Genomic DNA, 17,117 nt, shown 5'->3' with positions numbered 1-17,117 from the left:
TTACAAGTTAACTAGCCTATAGTTTAACCGAAGATGTATGAGTTATTAACATGTCTGTTAACACATCTCTAAGTAGTTCTGGCATATAATATTGTTTATCAGAAAGTGTGGATAGCGATGGGTATAAGTAGCCAAATGTGAACATATCAATCGTTCCTACCGTATATATACGATCTAATTCCAGCGATTCCCCGTTAATTAATACATCCTCGAGTAAAATTTTATTCCCAGGAATCGTGTCTGGAATGACTTCTACACCAGCGTAAATCATTTTTCCCATCACTTTTCCGCGAAATCCAAATCCTTTCACCTCAAGGTTCTCCATATTCGGGCGGCGTGCTTTCAAAATCACTTCCCTTAACGTTTTCCCGGGCACTTTTAATAAACATGGATTAATTGGATGTGGACAAATTCTGTGAATATCTCCGCGCGTTACAACACCTTCTTCTAACCCTTCAAGAAGTACACCAGCGTTCACCATGCCAATCTCTGCACCGCACCACGTTTTCAGCGCATTTGCTAACATGTGAGAAAATGACGTCTCATGAAACCAATCAACCGGTAATGATTCCTTTAAATGAACGACAGGCTCTTCCATAATATGTTTACTTTCTTCCTGCAGCATTTCAATTGTGGATAACGGCTTACTATAAGCTCCTAAACGTTCTGTCTTAATCGCTCTACCGTCTGTTTTCAACAGCTTCTTCGTATCTTTATCCACAGTAAGCTGAACGTGTCCAACGTAACGTCCCCACTTTTCACAACAACAAAGTAACGTATTATTCATAAGAACGCCACGCTCAAATAAATGATGCGTATGTGCCCCTAGAATCACATCTATATCATAATGCTCTGCCATATACTCATCCATACTTTTTCCAAGGTGAGACAAGACAACCGTAATATGAGCCTCATCTCGCACTTCTTCTAAAATAGACTCTAAATGCTTAATTGGATCTTCAATATGCCAATCTAACATTTGATAAAACTCTGGATACGCAACCGTTAATCCGATAAAGGCAATCGTAATCCCATCTGTCGTTGTATGTAATTTATAAGGCTTTGCCCAATCTGGAAGCACACCTTCTTTTTCAAATAAATTCGCGACAAGCACCTCAAATCCAGCATCATCATATAGACGATTCAAATGCTCCTTCGCTAACGTAATTCCTTCATTATTTCCGATCGTTACATAATCATATAACGCCTCATTTAAAAGCTTCGTATTGCCAAGTCCATTCGTCGCTTCCGAAATACTATGAAAACGATCCACATGATCGCCGATATCAACCGTCAAAACGGTCTCTCCCGCTTCCTGCCTTCGCTTTTTCTCCCCTTGTACAAACCGAGAAATTTGCGGCCAATTTTCAAAATGACTATGTATATCGTTTGTATGATAAAGGTGGATGATTGTTTCTTTATTTATATTCAGAGAAAAAACCTCCTCTCAGTTCCTTACTGCCATTTACGCTACACGTACGCAATAATCCTGTAAATACTTTTCGTCTTTTCTTGCTATTTTACATTGTACTCGCATTGTGAGAAAAAGCAAAAGATTGTCCTTTTTATATGAGAAACTTTACTTTTGCCAACCTGGAGATTAGTTGGTAGAGCGGGGATTTGTCAGAAAGTTTATTAATTGGTTTTACGAGTATTTTGGTGGATTTCCTTATGGGTTCCCCTATGGGTTTGTCAGTATCTTAGCCTCAACGGTCACCTTATATATTGAGGGGTATATGCCCTTCTCTGCTATGTCGTAATTTGTTGATAAGTCGATATCCCTTGTCGAATCGTTGATATATTTGAAAAATCGCCGATATATTTCAATTTATACTAGCAAGGGTATAATCCTGCACATATACCTTGTGATACGACATATGTCGTGTTACAATCTCATTATAAGGTGGTGAACCATAAAATGGATAAAGAGATATTAAAAGGAAGTATTGATATTTTACTTCTCTCCATCATTAAACAGCACGATACGTACGGATATGAAATTATTCAAAAGCTAAAAGAAAACAGCAATGATCTATACACGATGAGCCAAGGTACACTCTATCCAGCACTCAAACGTCTGGAACAAAAGGATTTAATCAATTCCTACTGGGGTGAATCTGAAACGGGTATGAAACGAAAATTTTATCGCATTACTACGAGCGGAAAGAAAATTTTAGAAGAAAAACTAACAGCGTGGGATTCAGTTACAGCTCTTATTAAAACTTGTCAGAAAGGAGCTTTAAATTAATGACGATTGAAGAATACATAAAGAGTATTGTTCAAAAAACAAACCTATCACAATCCGATAGAGACGAACTATACTTCGAAATTTACGATCATCTCACAAGCTTAAAACAAGAATTTCTCGATCAAGGAAAATCTGAAGAAGAAGCTACTACATTAGCCATTCAAAACTTCGGAGAAGCCTCTACTTTAGGAACTGAAATTGACAAAGCAATGCAATCCTCTACGCAAAAATATGTACAGTGGATTGGCTGGGGATTATTTTTGCCGTATTCGTTTGTTTTATTATTTAAACTATTGCTCGGGAGATCAGCCTTTTACCTTGGTAATCTGACGTACTTCTTTGAAACAGGTGACTGGCATTCTATACACGGTGGGTTAATAAATTTAATTCCTTTTAAAAGTACAATCAACTATTTAAGTGGATTCGATCCTACTCATTTACTAGATCCTTATAATATAGACATCGTACTTATGAATACATTAGGAAACGTCATCATATTCATTCCATTCGGCTTCCTGCTACCTTTATTATTTAAACAAATAAACAATGTAAAAATGGCATCAAAAATTTTCATTAAGTTTATTTTATTAATTGAATCGTTACAACTCATTACTTTTACTGGTGTTTTCGATATTGATGACATCATATTGAATATGTTAGGTGCTTTAATTGGGTATGGTTCTTTTATTGGGATGAAGTATGTTTGGGACCGTGTTAAGTCTGTGGATAAAGTGGATACGATTTAGGTTCGGGATATACGGCCTGTTCTTCCTGTCGTAATTTGTTGATAAGTCGATATATTTCGCTGGAAACCTACCTGGGTATCTCAGTCTACTGACTTGAATCAAGTACAACATAAAAAAGCGCCCTGCACAGCAGGGCGCTTTTTTGATACATATATTAACCGATAGAACCTTCCATCTCAAACTTGATTAGACGGTTCATTTCAACTGCGTATTCCATTGGAAGTTCGCGAGTGAATGGCTCGATGAAGCCCATTACGATCATTTCTGTAGCTTCTTGCTCAGAAATACCGCGGCTCATTAGGTAGAATAATTGTTCTTCTGATACTTTCGATACTTTCGCTTCGTGCTCAAGTGAAACGTAATCGTTTTTGATTTCGTTGTAAGGAATTGTATCAGATGTAGATTGGTTATCCATGATTAACGTGTCACACTCGATGTTAGAGCGAGAGTTTTTCGCTTTTGGTCCGAAGTGTACGATACCACGGTAAGTTACTTTACCACCATGCTTCGCAATCGATTTAGAAACGATTGTTGAAGACGTGTTTGGTGCTAAGTGAATCATTTTCGCACCAGCATCTTGGTGTTGGCCTTTACCAGCAATCGCGATAGATAATGTTAAACCACGAGCGCCTTCACCTTTTAAGATTACTGCTGGGTATTTCATCGTTAATTTAGATCCGATGTTACCGTCAATCCATTCCATCGTTGCGTTTTCTTCACAAACCGCACGTTTTGTAACTAGGTTGTATACGTTGTTCGCCCAGTTTTGGATTGTTGTATAACGGCAATATGCATCTTTCTTAATGATGATTTCTACTACCGCACTGTGAAGTGAGTTAGTCGTGTAAACAGGTGCTGTACAACCTTCTACGTAGTGTACGTGTGCGCCTTCGTCTACGATGATAAGCGTACGCTCGAATTGTCCCATATTTTCAGAGTTAATACGGAAATACGCTTGAAGTGGTGTATCAACTTTAATACCTTTTGGAACGTAGATGAATGATCCACCAGACCAAACTGCAGAGTTTAATGCAGAGAATTTGTTGTCTGTTGGTGGGATTACTTTTCCGAAATGCTCACGGAAAATATCTTCGTTCTCTTTTAATGCGCTATCTGTATCTTTGAAGACGATTCCTAGAGCTTCTAGGTCTTCTTTCATGTTGTGGTATACAACTTCAGATTCGTACTGTGCAGATACACCAGCTAAATATTTTTGCTCAGCTTCTGGAATACCTAATTTATCAAATGTTGCTTTAATTTCATCAGGTACTTCATCCCAAGACTTCTCAGATTTCTCAGATGGTTTTACGTAGTACGTAATTTCATCGAAATCTAAGTCGTTTAAGTCGCCGCCCCATTGTGGCATTGGCATTTCGTAGAACTTATCCAGTGATTTTAAACGGAAGTCTAACATCCACTGTGGTTCTTCTTTCATACGTGAAATCTCTTCAACGATCTCTTTTGTTAAACCGCGTCCAGCACGGAAAATCGAAACGTCTTTGTCTTTGAAACCATATTTATAATCGCCGATATCTGGCAGTTGCTTCGCCATGTTGGTGTGTCCCTCCTTAGATAACCTCGTTTTTAGGAACCTTTAACATTACTTATCTTCGTTTAAGCCCTTTTCTAACGCTTTCCACGCTAATGTTGCACATTTAATACGTGCCGGGAACTTGCATACGCCTTGTAATGCTTCAATATCTCCTAAATCGATGCTGTCATCGTACTCTTTTCCTAGCATCATGTCAGAGAAAATTTTAGAAAGCTGAAGTGCCTCTTCAATTTTCTTACCTTTTACTGCTTGTGTCATCATTGAAGCTGAAGACATTGAGATAGAACATCCTTCGCCTTCAAACTTCGCCTCTTGCACAATACCTTCTTCTACTTTCATCGTAAGTTGAATACGATCGCCGCAAGTTGGATTGTTCAAGTTAACGGTAACACTATCTTCTAACACGCCATGGTTACGAGGATTTTTATAATGATCCATAATAACTTGACGATATAACGTATCTAAATTATTAAATGACATTTGTGAAATACTCCTTTGTCTTGATTAGCGATTCAACAAATGTATCAATTTCTTCTTTTGTATTATATAAATAGAAGCTCGCACGTGCTGTTGAAGAAGCTTTCAGCCACTTCATAAGCGGTTGTGCACAGTGGTGTCCTGCGCGAACCGCAATACCTTCTACATCTAATACAGTCGCTACATCGTGAGGATGTACGTCTTCAATATTAAATGTAACAAGACCAGCGCGATGCTTTGGACCATAAATTGTAACGCCGTCTACTTCTGATAGTCTTTCTAAAGCGTATTGCGCTAATTCATGCTCATGCTTTTCAATATTATGAAGACCGATTTCTTCTAGGAAATCAATTGCCGCACCAAGTCCGATTGCATTACCGATAATCGGTGTACCTGCTTCAAACTTCCACGGAAGCTCTTTCCAAGTAGATTCTTGTAAATCTACGAAATCAATCATTTCACCGCCAAATTCAATTGGCTCCATATTGTTTAGCAATTCTTTTTTACCATATAATACGCCGATACCTGTAGGTCCACACATCTTATGAGCAGATAGTGCGTAGAAATCACAATTTAAATCTTGTACATCTACTTTCATATGAGGTGTACTTTGTGCACCGTCAACGACCATAATTGCACCATTTTCGTGTGCGATTGCTCCGATTTCTTTTACAGGGTTAATCGTTCCAAGTACGTTTGATACTTGCATAATAGAAACGATTTTTGTATTCGGTGTAACTGTTTGACGAACATCTTCTAAAGAAATTGTACCGTCTGGTTGAAGCGGAAGGTATTTTAACGTTGCACCAGTTTTCTTCGCAACTTGCTGCCACGGAATGATGTTACTATGGTGCTCCATGTAAGAAATAACGATTTCATCGCCTTCTTTTACATTTTCAAGACCATAGCTAGCCGCTACTGTATTTAATGCAGTTGTCGTTCCGCGCGTGAAAATAATCTCTTCCATTGATTTCGCGTTAATAAACTTGCGAACTTTCTCGCGTGCACCTTCATACGCGTCGGTAGCTTTCGTACCGAGCGTATGAACACCGCGATGCACGTTAGAATTATATTCTTTATAGTAACGTTCTAACGTTTCAATGACTTGAATTGGTTTTTGAGAAGTTGCTGCACTATCGAAATAAACAAGTTGTTTGCCGTTCACTTTTTGATCAAGAATTGGAAACTGTTTGCGTATTTCATGAATATTCATTAGCGAACTTTCCTTTCAATTACCTCAACAAGCTGTGCCTTTACTCCTTCAATTGGAAGCTCATTAACTACAGGTGCTAAGAATCCATGGATGACTAAACGTTCTGCTTCGCGTTTTGGAATACCACGGCTCATCAAGTAGTATAGTTGGATTGGATCTACGCGGCCTACTGAAGCTGCGTGACCTGCCATTACATCATCTTCGTCGATTAAAAGAATTGGATTTGCATCACCGCGAGCTTTTTCATCTAACATAAGAACGCGAGAAGATTGTTGTGCATTTGATTTAGATGCACCGTGTTCAATCTTACCAATTCCGTTAAAGATAGATGTTGCGCTATCTTTTTGTACACCGTGTTTTAAAATCCAACCTTCAGAGTGTTTACCGAAGTGAACAACTTTAGTTGTAAAGTTTTGTGTTTGGTTACCACGGCCAATTGTTACTGTTTTCGTATCAGCATATGAACCGTCGCCCATTAAGTTTGTAACGTTCTCTGAAATTGTGTTTCCGTCATTCATAAGGCCTAGAGCCCAATCAATACGGCCGTCGCGTCCTACTGTGCCGCGGCGGTTAACGTAAGTTGTTACGTCTTTTGCTAATAGATCAACCGCACCGAATTTCACTTGTGCGCCTTGTTCCACGATTACTTCTGCTACGATATTTGCAATACCTTTAGCATTTTCATTTGCAACATAGTTTTCTACATAAGTTGCAGTACTGTTCGCATCAGCTACGAATAATACGTGGTTATATACGTTAGCTTCTTCGCCGTCTACTAAGAATACAGCTTGAAGTGGAGTTTCAAGAACAACGTTTTTCGGAACATATACGAATGCACCGCCGTTGATTAATGCAGCATGAAGTGCAGTTAGACGATGCTCGTCTACCTTCACGCCGTCTTTCATTAAGTACTTTTGTACTAGTTCAGCATGCTCAGTTGCAGCTGTTACGATATCTGTAAAAATAACACCTTTTTCTTTTGCTTCGTCTGCTAAAGAAACGAATGCAGTTGTACCAGTACGTTGCACTAATACGCTGTTATTTTCATCGATTAAGTTTTTCACTGCTTCTGGAAGCTCTGTTAAAGAACTTACAGGCTCTTGCTTAGCAGCGTCGCCTTTTCCGATAAAGTCCCATTTTTCAATTTTCGTTTTATCAGGCGTTGGCATTGGAAGTTCAGTTGCTTGTGCAAGAGCTTGTAAGCGGAACTCAGTCAACCAAGCTGCTTCGTTTACTTCGCTTGCGCGTTGACGGATTGTTTCTTGATCGAAAGGTAATGTACCGATTGTCATGTTTATGCTCCTCTCTTACGCTTCTTGCTCTGTTGTTTCGTCTTCAATACCTAATTCTTTTTTAATCCAGTCATAACCTTCAGCTTCTAGACGTTGTGCAAGCTCAGGGCCACCAGATTTAACGATACGACCGTTCATCATAACGTGAACGAAGTCTGGAGTGATGTAGTTTAATAAACGTTGGTAATGCGTAATCATTAGGCAACCGAACTCTTCGCCGCGCATTTCGTTAATACCTTTAGATACAACTTTTAATGCATCGATATCAAGACCTGAGTCGATTTCGTCTAAGATTGCGATTTTTGGCTCAATCATCATTAATTGAAGAATTTCGTTACGTTTTTTCTCTCCACCAGAGAAACCTTCGTTTAAGTAACGTTGTGCCATTTCTGGATCCATTTCTAGGAATTCCATGTTTTTATCTAATGTACGGATAAATTTCATAAGAGAAATTTCATCGCCTTCTTCACGACGTGCATTAATTGCAGAACGTAAGAAGTCAGCGTTTGTTACTCCGCTAATCTCACTTGGATATTGCATTGCTAAGAATAGACCTGCTTGTGCGCGCTCATCTACTTCCATTTCTAATACATCTTCACCGTCGATGATGATGCTACCTTCTGTTACTTCATACTTTGGGTGACCCATAATTGCAGAAGATAAAGTTGATTTACCTGTTCCGTTAGGTCCCATAATTGCGTGGATTTCTCCACCTTTTACTTCAAGGTTTACACCTTTTAAAATTTCTTTGCCGTCAATTGATACGTGTAAGTCTTTAACCGTTAATGTAGAACCAGCCATCTCAATACCTCCATTAATCCTATATATACATTTTAAAAATTCCTAAAACGTTCATATTCTCATTTTATTCTCATTCTAATTTTATATCAAATAAAATGATATCGCAAACGACGAAAAAAAGTAACAATTTTTTCACAAATGTATATAAGTATTTCCTTCACATCTTTCTATGATACACCTTTCTTCTTATTTATATAAAGAAAAAAGGACTGGTAATTTCCCAGTCCTTTCCTTATATTTATTCACTTACCGGAAGTACAGCACCTTTATATTCTTTATTAATAAAATCTTGAATTTCTTTTGAATGCAGTACTTCTACTAGCTCTTTAATTTCTTTTTTCTTCTCGTCACCTTTACGAACTGCAATAATATTTGCATACGGTGAGTCTGATCCTTCAATCGCAATTGCATCCTTTGTTGGATTTAATTTTGCATCAATTGCGTAGTTTGAATTAATAAATAAAGCATCTCCTTCATTATTTTCATATAGCTTCGGTGAAAGTCCAGGCTCAACATCTGTTTTAAACTTTAAGTTTTTCGGGTTTTCTACAACATCTTTTACTGTTGCTTTAACAACATCTACTCCGTCTTTTAATTTAATAACGCCGCCTTTTTGTAACAATGCTAACATACGGCCACGCTCCGCTACGTTATTACTCATAATAACTGTCCCGCCATCTGGCAAGTCTTTTAAGCTTTTATATTTCTTAGAATAAATGCCCATTGGCTCTAAATGGATTTTTCCTGCGTTTACAATTTTATATCCTTTTTCTTGAATTTCTTTATCTAAGTAAGGAATGTGCTGGAAGTAGTTCGCATCAATTTCCTTATCCGCTAGCGCTTTATTCGGCAACACATAATCTTGGAATTTTTTAATTTCTAATTTAATACCCTTTTTCTCTAATATCGGCTGAGCCTTTTCTAAAATAACAGCGTGCGGCACGTTAGAAGCTCCCACAACAAGCTTATTCTCCTCTTTCCCTCCGCAAGCAGCTAATGTAAATACAGACAGCGCTGTAACAACTGACAATAGAACCTTTTTCATATGATGTCCCCTACTCCCGTATAATTATGTAGTTATAAAAAGGGCCGGCATACACCAGCCCTTCCGCAGCAATTATTCTTTTACAGGAACAACTGCCCCTTTATATTCTTTATTAATAAAGTCTTCAATTTCTTTAGAGTGCAATACTTCTACAAGAGCTTTAATTTCTTTCTTATCTTTATCGCCTTTACGAACGGCTACTACGTTTGCGTACGGTGAATCATTACTTTCAATTGCAATTGCATCTTTTTCTGGGTTTAACTTCGCATCAATTGCATAGTTCGAGTTAATTAAAACAGCGTCGCCCTCTTTATTGTTATACACTTGTGGCAATAAACCAGGCTCGATATCCGTTTTGAATTTTAGATGCTTCGGATTATCCGCAATATCTTTTGTAGTCGCTTTAACTGGATCTAATCCGTCTTTAATTTTTAAAATGCCTTCTTTTTGTAAAATTGCTAAACCACGTCCATGGTCAGCAACTGAATTACTCATAATAATTGTCGCTCCGTCTGGAAGTTCTTTTAAGCTCTTATACTTTTGAGAGTACACACCAATTGGTTCTAAATGAATTTTCCCTGCTACTTCAAAGTCATATTTTTTATCTTTGATTTCTTTTTCTAAATACGGAATGTGCTGGAAGTAGTTTGCATCTAATTCCTTATCCGCTAACGATTTATTTGGTAATACGTAGTCTTGGAATTTTTTAATTTCTAACTCAATTCCTTTTTTCTCAAGTAACGGTTTTGCCTTTTCTAAAATTTCAGCGTGCGGTACGTTAGAAGCCCCAACAACAAGTTTCTTTTCATCTTTATCTTTCCCACCACAAGCAGCTAACCCAAAAATAGAAGTTGAAATAAGTGCTGTAAGTAATAATTTTTTCATTTGAAACATCCTCCCGTTTTTTATTATCGTTTATCTATTCGAGTCGTTACACGATCACCAATCCATTGAATGAAAAATACAACTAGTAATACACAAATTGTCGCAACGATTGTTACGTCGTTATTTCCTCGTTGGAATCCTTCTAAATAAGCAAGTGTTCCAAGGCCACCAGCACCAACAACTCCCGCCATTGCTGTATAGCCTACTAAAGCAATTGTCGTAACCGTAATACCAGATACTAATGCTGGTAACGATTCTGGAATTAACACCTTCAAAATAATTGTGCTTGTTTTTGCTCCCATCGCTTTTGAAGCTTCAATTACACCTTTATCAATTTCACGAAGGGCGATTTCAACCATTCTCGCGTAAAACGGTGCCGCTCCAATAATTAAAGCTGGAAGTGCAGCACTCGCTCCAAGAATTGTTCCAAGCAGAATCTTTGTGAATGGGATTAATAAAATGATTAAAATAATGAACGGTATCGAGCGGAAAATGTTTACGAACGCTCCAATCGCCGTGTTAACCGCTTTGTTTTCCCATAAATTATCTTTCGCTGTCATAAAGAGTAACAATCCTAAAATTAGTCCTAAAACAAATGTGGCAAGAGCTGCGATTGCCGTCATATATAACGTTTCACCAGTTGCTTCTAACATTTGATTCCAATCAACGTTTGTGAGTAACTTATCCATGTGCAATCACCTCCAGCTCTACTTGATCTTGATGTATTCCCTCTATTGCTTGCTGAATCGCTGTTTCCTCACCATTTAAATGAACAACTAAACTACCATAAGAACCATTATTCGTTTGTGCGATATTTCCTTGTAAAATGCTAACTTCTATATCACTGCGCTGCATTAATCTTTGAAGCACTGGTCTTTCTACAGCCTCACCGATAAACTGCAAACGAATTACTTTTCCATCTGGATACTTTTCAATTAAACTTTCAATCGTTTCATTTGTATCTTCAGAATCCGTTAACTGCTGTACAAATCGTTTCGTAATGTCTTTCTGTGGGTTACGGAATACATCAAGTACTGGACCAGTTTCTACAATCTTTCCTTTCTCCATTACCGCAACACGATTACAGATCTTTCGAATCACGTGCATCTCGTGTGTAATGAGTACAATTGTTAAACCGAGACGCTTATTAATATCTAATAATAAATCTAAAATTTGATCTGTCGTTTCTGGATCAAGAGCTGACGTTGCTTCATCACATAAAAGTACTTGTGGGTTATTAGCTAACGCTCTTGCAATCCCAACACGTTGCTTTTGTCCTCCGCTTAGCTGGGATGGATACGCGTCTCCTCTTCCTTCTAATCCAACAAGGTGAATTAACTCGTCAACACGTTTTCTTCTCGCCGCCTTATCGACACCTGCAATTTCAAGTGGGAACTCGATATTTTCACGTACAGTTCGTGACCACAGTAAGTTGAAGTGTTGAAAAATCATTCCGATTTCTTGTCTTGCCTTACGAAGTTCGCTTCCTGTAATTGCTGAAATGACACGATTTGCAATTGTAATTTGGCCAGAAGTTGGTTTCTCTAGCTGATTGAATAATCTAATTAAAGAACTTTTTCCAGCACCACTATATCCGATAACACCAAATATTTCACCTTTATCTATTTTTAAATTGGCATTATCTACAGCAGTGACATCACCGCTTTTTGCTTTATATATTTTCTTTACATTCTCTAATAAAATCATGGTGTATCACCCCTATTTTGTTTTGATCGACTCCGCAATTTTTTATTTTTGATGCGTGTAGTCCACCGTTATCACTACTTTTATTATTTGAATGTCCTCCACATTCAAACAACAAAAAAACCTTTCCGCTTTAGAGAAGCAGAAAGGTTTATATGCGTATATAACAACATTATCCCTCTCTCTCATCTCTCAAAGCATTCGCTTTGCAGGAATTGGCACCATTTCAACATAAGTTGACGGTTGCCGGGCTTCACAGGGCACAGTCCCTCCACCTCTCTTGATAAGAGAAATCAGATTACATTTTCGTCTGATTTGTAATTTATGAAATTGTCTATATTTTATGAATTGAATTGTATCAATATCCATACACCATGTCAACAGAAATTTTCGCAAAAAATGAAACTTCAGAATTTTAAGCACCTACTGACATTGGTTTACATATATGAAACATCGATTCAACTAATAGCATCGTTCGATACGTTCCCGAATATTGCACACGTCCATCATTCATTAGCATTTGCAATCGTACATTGCCGTTCACCAATTGTTTTATATCTTCCTCATCTACACAAACAATTTGCTCTGTTCCTCTTTCCTCATGTAGCAGCTCTATATAATCTCTTGAAATTTGTAACGAACAACTTTCATCTCCAAAGCGGAAATTAACAGTTTTTTCTCCTTGTCTTAAAAGCGGCTCTAAATGATATTGACCATTAGCGTAATTTACAAATGATTGCAGCAAAGAATATAATTTCACCCTAAATCACATCCTTCATATCACTTTCTATTACACATACCATTCCCTCTCACTAAAGAGCAATCCTGTTACTTTCGCTCGACAAATACTGTAATCACCCTGCATCTCGACATATTTCCCAAGAAATATGTCGAGGCGGCAAAAACTTTGCCGCCTACTTTAATTCCGTATATAAATATTCAACCGAATGAAATGCATATATCTTCTTCATGAGTGTCCCATTTTCAAAAACAAGTAAACACGGTACACTTTCGATTCCATACTCTTTCGCTAAATGCGGAGCATAATTTAAATCTAACATCCCAATTTTTAGATCCTCAATTGTCATCTCAACAACCGTTAACATCTTTTTTGCTAATTGGCATGTTCCACACATTGGAGTATATACATATAACACTGTTTTTTCTTCATTCTCTATTAAGGCTGTAGCTTCGGCTCCTGTCCAGTCAATCACTTCTATCATTCCTTACCGTAAATATTCTGTATAAACGTCAATGTCAGCTCCCCATAATACATTTGCTAAGTGTGAAGATGGCGCAGTTGCCACTTCTCGGTACGAGCGATCAATATAAATATGCTCTGCTTGCGGAAATTCTTTTCGAAATTGTTTCCTTAACTTTTCTCCAGCATCATCAGCATCCACTAGCACATACACTTCCTTATCAAAAAACTGATCAACGAGCTCATCCATTTTCGACAAACCAATTGTACCATTTGTACAAACAATTTCCACCGGTTCCCGAATAATAGATTCAATCTTTCTTCTATCTGATGTACCTTCTACAATAATGACTTTTTCTACATAAATCATATGTCATCACCCGATCACCATATACTATACAACCTTTAACTTAGTATATAGTATATTCGTTATTTTCATGTTGTTTCCTGTTTATTTTTGCAAAAGAAAAGCAGAAGCGACTGTTTAGCCCTGTTGGCTAAGGTTCTTTCGCACAGAAGACGCTTTTTGTCTTCTCGTGCGGAAGGTTCTTAGACATGAAGGGCTAAGAGGTGGAGCTGGATCATAATGAAAAGCACAAGCAGCTCGTTCAGAACAGGAGGGCATTGGAACTCCTGAGCTAGAGGCGCCTTTTGCCTCAAGTGAAGGAGTGAAATGACCGACTGTTCTAGCTGCTGGAGCTGGATCATAATGAAAAGCGCAAGCGGCTCGTTCAGAACAGGAGGGCATTGGAACTCCTGAGCTAGAGGCGCCTTTTGCCTCAAGTGAAGGAGTGAAATGACCGACTGTTCTAGCCGCTGGAGCTGGATCATAATGAAAAGCGCAAGCGGCTCGTTCAGATTACAAAGCCCCATGAAACCTTACCGAAAAACATTCATTCCCATAATAGCTTATTCATTCGCACTCGTTTTTAAATGCATTATGTAACACAAAATAAAAAAGGACAGCACAAAGGCTGTCCTTTAGTCGACTATAATTAGTCTTGGTTTGTCATTTCTGCATATTTTTCAGCAGTTAATAACTTTTCAACTTGGCTTGCATCAGAAAGTTCAACTTTAACCATCCATGCACCCTCGTATGGAGATTCGTTAACAAGTTCTGGTTGGTCACTTAATTCTTCGTTTACTGCTACAACTTTACCGCTTACAGGTGCGTATAACTCAGAAACTGTTTTAACAGATTCTACGCTGCCGAATGGCTCGTCAGCTTCGATTGTTGCACCTACTTCAGGAAGTTCAACGAATACGATATCGCCTAGCTCACCTTGTGCAAAGTGAGTAATACCGATAACAACTTCATTACCTTCAGTTTTTACCCATTCGTGTTCTTCAGAGTAACGTAAATTATTTGGAATGCTCATGACTGTACCTCCAGTGAATGTATTAATTATGTAAAAATACCTTATTGGTACTTTTTCCACACACTTTCAAACTGCTCTTCGTTAAAACCAAGTGTTACCTTCGTTCCATCTGTTACAATTGGACGTTTAATCAACATGCCATCAGATGCTAAAAGCTCGTACATTTCGTCTTCACTTGCATCTTTCAACTTATCTTTCAGACCAAGTTCACGGTAACGCATTCCACTTGTATTAAAGAATTTTTTTAATGGTAATTCACTTTTTTCATGTAAATTACGTAAATCTTCTTTTGATGGTGGATTTTCAACAATATGAATCATCTCATATGCTACATCGTTTGCCTCAAACCATTTCTTTGCTTTTTGACATGTGCCACACTTTGGATATGAATAAAATGTTACTGTCATAAATTCACCTACTTTTTTACTAACCTTTACCTTTATCATATAGAAAACGTTTTATTATTTCAAACCATTATTCGCTAAACTTTTACTTATTTCGTGATAATTTTTAATAATCCTGCGAATTTTTCTTATTTTTCCGCCATTTGTTAAGAAAAAATAAATATATAAATTTTTTAGATCCTTTCCCAATTCCTCGCCGAACATATATCTTAAACAAACGTTTGATTAACTCACTATTTTTCTTTGTTCACCCTTGAGCTGCAACAATTTCTCCCTAGCGAACATATACCTTAAACAAACGTTTGATTAACTCACTATTTTTCTTTGTTCACCCCCTGAGCTCCATCGATTTCTTCCTACCGAACATACATCTTAAACAAACGTTTATTTAACCAGTTCAGCCTAGTCACAAAATCTAGAAATAATTCACATGACAAAGGCGTACAGATAAAAGGAAATAACGATTTTGGCCGTAATAGTGAGAGTATTCCATGATGTTAAAGAAATTACTGCAAAGAAAAAAGACGCATTTAAATAGATGCGTCTTTTGGCGATGTTTCTTTTGTGAAATCATATAAAGCAATTGCGCCTAAAATAACCAATATACTTTCAGGGGCATCTAACAAAATAGTTCTCCAAGTTTCTGATACTACCCATTTAATACCTGCTGATTCAAGATATGCTTGAAAATAACTGATTGTAAAATCAATTACAAATAAACATACAAGTAATGTTAGACCGAATCGAATTAATTTCTTGTTTTTAAACATGTAACACCTCTCAAAATTCATTGGATATTTCTAATTTTAGTTCATTACATATAAAAATCTCTATATTTAATTTTAACATATAAAAATTCCAAATAAATACAATATGCATATTTGCATATTTCGTGTATATTGAGGAATTACTGTTAATAAAAAAGCCCTACTAGTGTAGGACAAAATGGCTTTAGCAACCCCAACAAATAATCGCATAAATAACGAAATTATTTGAACCACTGTATAGTCAATCCCCGCCCTTGAAATACGGGTAAATCCCTGTTCCTGGCTACTAACCCTAATGAATAACCCACCGCATAACACTACAACGGATGGATACTATTGAGCTCATAATTAAGAAATTACTACAAAGAAAAGCCATGAATAAACATGACTTTCATAGCATAATCACTTCTATATTCAATACAAATTAAAGTGAATTATATTTCTTTACTTTTAAAGGAATAGATATTACATATAAATCTATTGCATAAGTAATAATCAAAATCCCTTTTCCTTCATCAGCAAATTTTGCTTGCAGAAACTTTTCTGAAACTTTCCTTTTTCCCCATCTCTTTGGAAGGTATTCGAATCCTAAGAACATAATAATAGCCCAATACTCATTAACTTAACTACTTTTCTTTTTTCCATGATATTTCAAATTCTCCACCATGTTCTTCTGTTATAATTTTAACTTTATATGTATCATCTTTAGACACTTTAATATTATTTTTACTGTTTCCACTATTAACTTCCAGTATTGTATTATCATTTGAATCCAAAACATAAGCCTTTATGGTTCCTTGCTTAGTTTTATCATCAAAGGTAAATGTCCAGCTTTCACCTTTTTTTACATCCATATCTTGAGTTGCAAAACCTGTGAAACTTTTATACTTTCCATCTATGCTATTTGAACCTCCATGAACCTTACCACCAACAATCGTTCCCTCTCTTGTAAAACAACCACTAAGAACCACCAAACATAGAACAAATAATAATGTATTTTTAATAATTTTCAACATCATTCCCCCTTATTCTCACAATAAATACCCCCTATTTACATTCAAAAAAACTATAGCATCTATAATATTATTTTAACTCTTCATGCAACTTCATTTACATATCCAGTAAAAATCACCTCTGATATATGTTCATGATTAAAAAACATATTATATTCAGTTGAAATATTTCCGATAGGATAATAACAAGCTACATAATCCCAAGTTTTCTTAGTTTTTGAATCTTCTTGTTTTCTATCATATATCATTAATAGCTGTTCCCATGTTTTAAACCCCACAACTGAACCAACCAGAAGTAATGTATCTTTCTCTATTTTAATTAACCTCTTTATTTAATGAAAAATTTACCTATTTTATATAAAATTAAAAAACTAATAGGAACTGTAATTA

General features: G+C 36.8%; 21 protein-coding genes and 1 riboswitch. Of the genes, 2 read left to right on the top strand and 19 right to left on the bottom strand.

Features of this window, described 5'->3' with window-relative positions:
• Positions 1 to 16: 16 nt before the first annotated feature.
• Complete coding sequence (locus DN390_RS27145) at positions 17 to 1,408, bottom strand: bifunctional metallophosphatase/5'-nucleotidase (RefSeq protein WP_147808986.1); 1,392 nt, start codon at positions 1,406 to 1,408, stop codon at positions 17 to 19.
• A gap of 510 nt (positions 1,409 to 1,918) precedes the next feature.
• Between DN390_RS27145 and DN390_RS27140 the strand changes: the two genes are divergently transcribed.
• Together DN390_RS27140 and DN390_RS27135 are read left to right on the top strand one after the other, a co-directional pair.
• The gene (locus DN390_RS27140) at positions 1,919 to 2,248 is read left to right on the top strand and encodes a PadR family transcriptional regulator (protein WP_001990837.1); all 330 of its coding nucleotides are present in this window, start codon (positions 1,919 to 1,921) and stop codon (positions 2,246 to 2,248) included.
• Positions 2,248 to 2,994: a VanZ family protein gene (locus DN390_RS27135; RefSeq protein ID WP_147808985.1), complete on the top strand. Its 747-nt coding sequence runs from the start codon at positions 2,248 to 2,250 to the stop codon at positions 2,992 to 2,994. The genes DN390_RS27140 and DN390_RS27135 overlap by 1 nt, the downstream gene beginning before the upstream one ends.
• A 154-nt stretch (positions 2,995 to 3,148) precedes the next feature.
• Here the strand turns inward: DN390_RS27135 and sufB are convergent, their stop codons facing one another.
• From sufB to DN390_RS27040, 18 genes are all read right to left on the bottom strand, one after another.
• Complete coding sequence (gene sufB / locus DN390_RS27130; RefSeq protein ID WP_001118824.1) at positions 3,149 to 4,546, bottom strand: Fe-S cluster assembly protein SufB; 1,398 nt, start codon at positions 4,544 to 4,546, stop codon at positions 3,149 to 3,151.
• A gap of 48 nt (positions 4,547 to 4,594) precedes the next feature.
• On the bottom strand, positions 4,595 to 5,026 hold the full coding sequence (gene sufU, locus DN390_RS27125) for a Fe-S cluster assembly sulfur transfer protein SufU (protein ID WP_000009523.1): 432 nt from the start codon (positions 5,024 to 5,026) through the stop codon (positions 4,595 to 4,597).
• The gene (gene sufS / locus DN390_RS27120; protein ID WP_001020769.1) at positions 5,016 to 6,236 is read right to left on the bottom strand and encodes a cysteine desulfurase SufS; all 1,221 of its coding nucleotides are present in this window, start codon (positions 6,234 to 6,236) and stop codon (positions 5,016 to 5,018) included. Before sufS ends, sufU begins: the two co-directional genes overlap by 11 nt.
• Positions 6,236 to 7,528, bottom strand: coding sequence for a Fe-S cluster assembly protein SufD (gene sufD, locus DN390_RS27115; RefSeq protein ID WP_000152181.1), 1,293 nt, complete (start codon positions 7,526 to 7,528; stop codon positions 6,236 to 6,238). Before sufD ends, sufS begins: the two co-directional genes overlap by 1 nt.
• 15 nt (positions 7,529 to 7,543) lie before the next feature.
• Complete coding sequence (gene sufC / locus DN390_RS27110; RefSeq protein ID WP_000929160.1) at positions 7,544 to 8,329, bottom strand: Fe-S cluster assembly ATPase SufC; 786 nt, start codon at positions 8,327 to 8,329, stop codon at positions 7,544 to 7,546.
• Positions 8,330 to 8,567: 238 nt separating this feature from the next.
• Positions 8,568 to 9,374 (bottom strand): methionine ABC transporter substrate-binding lipoprotein MetQ, encoded by an 807-nt coding sequence (gene metQ / locus DN390_RS27105; protein ID WP_000757013.1) that lies wholly within the window; start codon positions 9,372 to 9,374, stop codon positions 8,568 to 8,570.
• 72 nt (positions 9,375 to 9,446) lie between these two features.
• A complete protein-coding gene (metQ, locus tag DN390_RS27100; RefSeq protein WP_060632766.1) occupies positions 9,447 to 10,259 on the bottom strand; it encodes a methionine ABC transporter substrate-binding lipoprotein MetQ in 813 nt (270 codons plus the stop codon).
• Positions 10,260 to 10,282: 23 nt separating this feature from the next.
• On the bottom strand, positions 10,283 to 10,948 hold the full coding sequence (locus DN390_RS27095; RefSeq protein ID WP_000359556.1) for a methionine ABC transporter permease: 666 nt from the start codon (positions 10,946 to 10,948) through the stop codon (positions 10,283 to 10,285).
• Positions 10,941 to 11,966, bottom strand: coding sequence for a methionine ABC transporter ATP-binding protein (locus DN390_RS27090; RefSeq protein WP_147808984.1), 1,026 nt, complete (start codon positions 11,964 to 11,966; stop codon positions 10,941 to 10,943). Before DN390_RS27090 ends, DN390_RS27095 begins: the two co-directional genes overlap by 8 nt.
• 179 nt (positions 11,967 to 12,145) lie before the next feature.
• Positions 12,146 to 12,253, bottom strand: a riboswitch (SAM riboswitch).
• 125 nt (positions 12,254 to 12,378) lie between these two features.
• Positions 12,379 to 12,723: a hypothetical protein gene (locus tag DN390_RS27085; protein ID WP_060632769.1), complete on the bottom strand. Its 345-nt coding sequence runs from the start codon at positions 12,721 to 12,723 to the stop codon at positions 12,379 to 12,381.
• 154 nt (positions 12,724 to 12,877) lie between these two features.
• Positions 12,878 to 13,186, bottom strand: a complete 309-nt coding sequence (locus tag DN390_RS27080) for a thioredoxin family protein (RefSeq protein WP_002008881.1) — start codon at positions 13,184 to 13,186, stop codon at positions 12,878 to 12,880.
• A 3-nt stretch (positions 13,187 to 13,189) separates the two neighbouring features.
• A complete protein-coding gene (locus DN390_RS27075) occupies positions 13,190 to 13,534 on the bottom strand; it encodes a toprim domain-containing protein (RefSeq protein ID WP_000640869.1) in 345 nt (114 codons plus the stop codon).
• A 114-nt stretch (positions 13,535 to 13,648) separates the two neighbouring features.
• Positions 13,649 to 13,912 carry a hypothetical protein gene (locus tag DN390_RS30895; protein WP_179955792.1) on the bottom strand — a complete coding sequence of 88 codons (264 nt, stop codon included), beginning with the start codon at positions 13,910 to 13,912 and terminating at the stop codon, positions 13,649 to 13,651.
• 247 nt (positions 13,913 to 14,159) lie between these two features.
• Positions 14,160 to 14,543 carry a glycine cleavage system protein GcvH gene (gene gcvH / locus DN390_RS27070; protein WP_000026896.1) on the bottom strand — a complete coding sequence of 128 codons (384 nt, stop codon included), beginning with the start codon at positions 14,541 to 14,543 and terminating at the stop codon, positions 14,160 to 14,162.
• A gap of 41 nt (positions 14,544 to 14,584) precedes the next feature.
• Positions 14,585 to 14,950, bottom strand: a complete 366-nt coding sequence (locus DN390_RS27065; RefSeq protein ID WP_000218967.1) for an arsenate reductase family protein — start codon at positions 14,948 to 14,950, stop codon at positions 14,585 to 14,587.
• 527 nt (positions 14,951 to 15,477) lie between these two features.
• On the bottom strand, positions 15,478 to 15,717 hold the full coding sequence (locus DN390_RS27060) for a DUF3937 family protein (protein WP_141439224.1): 240 nt from the start codon (positions 15,715 to 15,717) through the stop codon (positions 15,478 to 15,480).
• 623 nt (positions 15,718 to 16,340) lie between these two features.
• Positions 16,341 to 16,730, bottom strand: a complete 390-nt coding sequence (locus tag DN390_RS27045) for a hypothetical protein (RefSeq protein ID WP_141559406.1) — start codon at positions 16,728 to 16,730, stop codon at positions 16,341 to 16,343.
• A gap of 80 nt (positions 16,731 to 16,810) precedes the next feature.
• A complete protein-coding gene (locus tag DN390_RS27040; RefSeq protein ID WP_370513490.1) occupies positions 16,811 to 17,047 on the bottom strand; it encodes a DUF4176 domain-containing protein in 237 nt (78 codons plus the stop codon).
• Between the last annotated feature and the right edge of the window lie 70 nt (positions 17,048 to 17,117).

Source organism: Bacillus sp. SH7-1 (assembly GCF_008042405.1).
Classification (GTDB): Bacteria; Bacillota; Bacilli; order Bacillales; family Bacillaceae_G; genus Bacillus_A; species Bacillus_A thuringiensis_N.
This window is presented reverse-complemented; position numbering and strand designations above follow the sequence as displayed.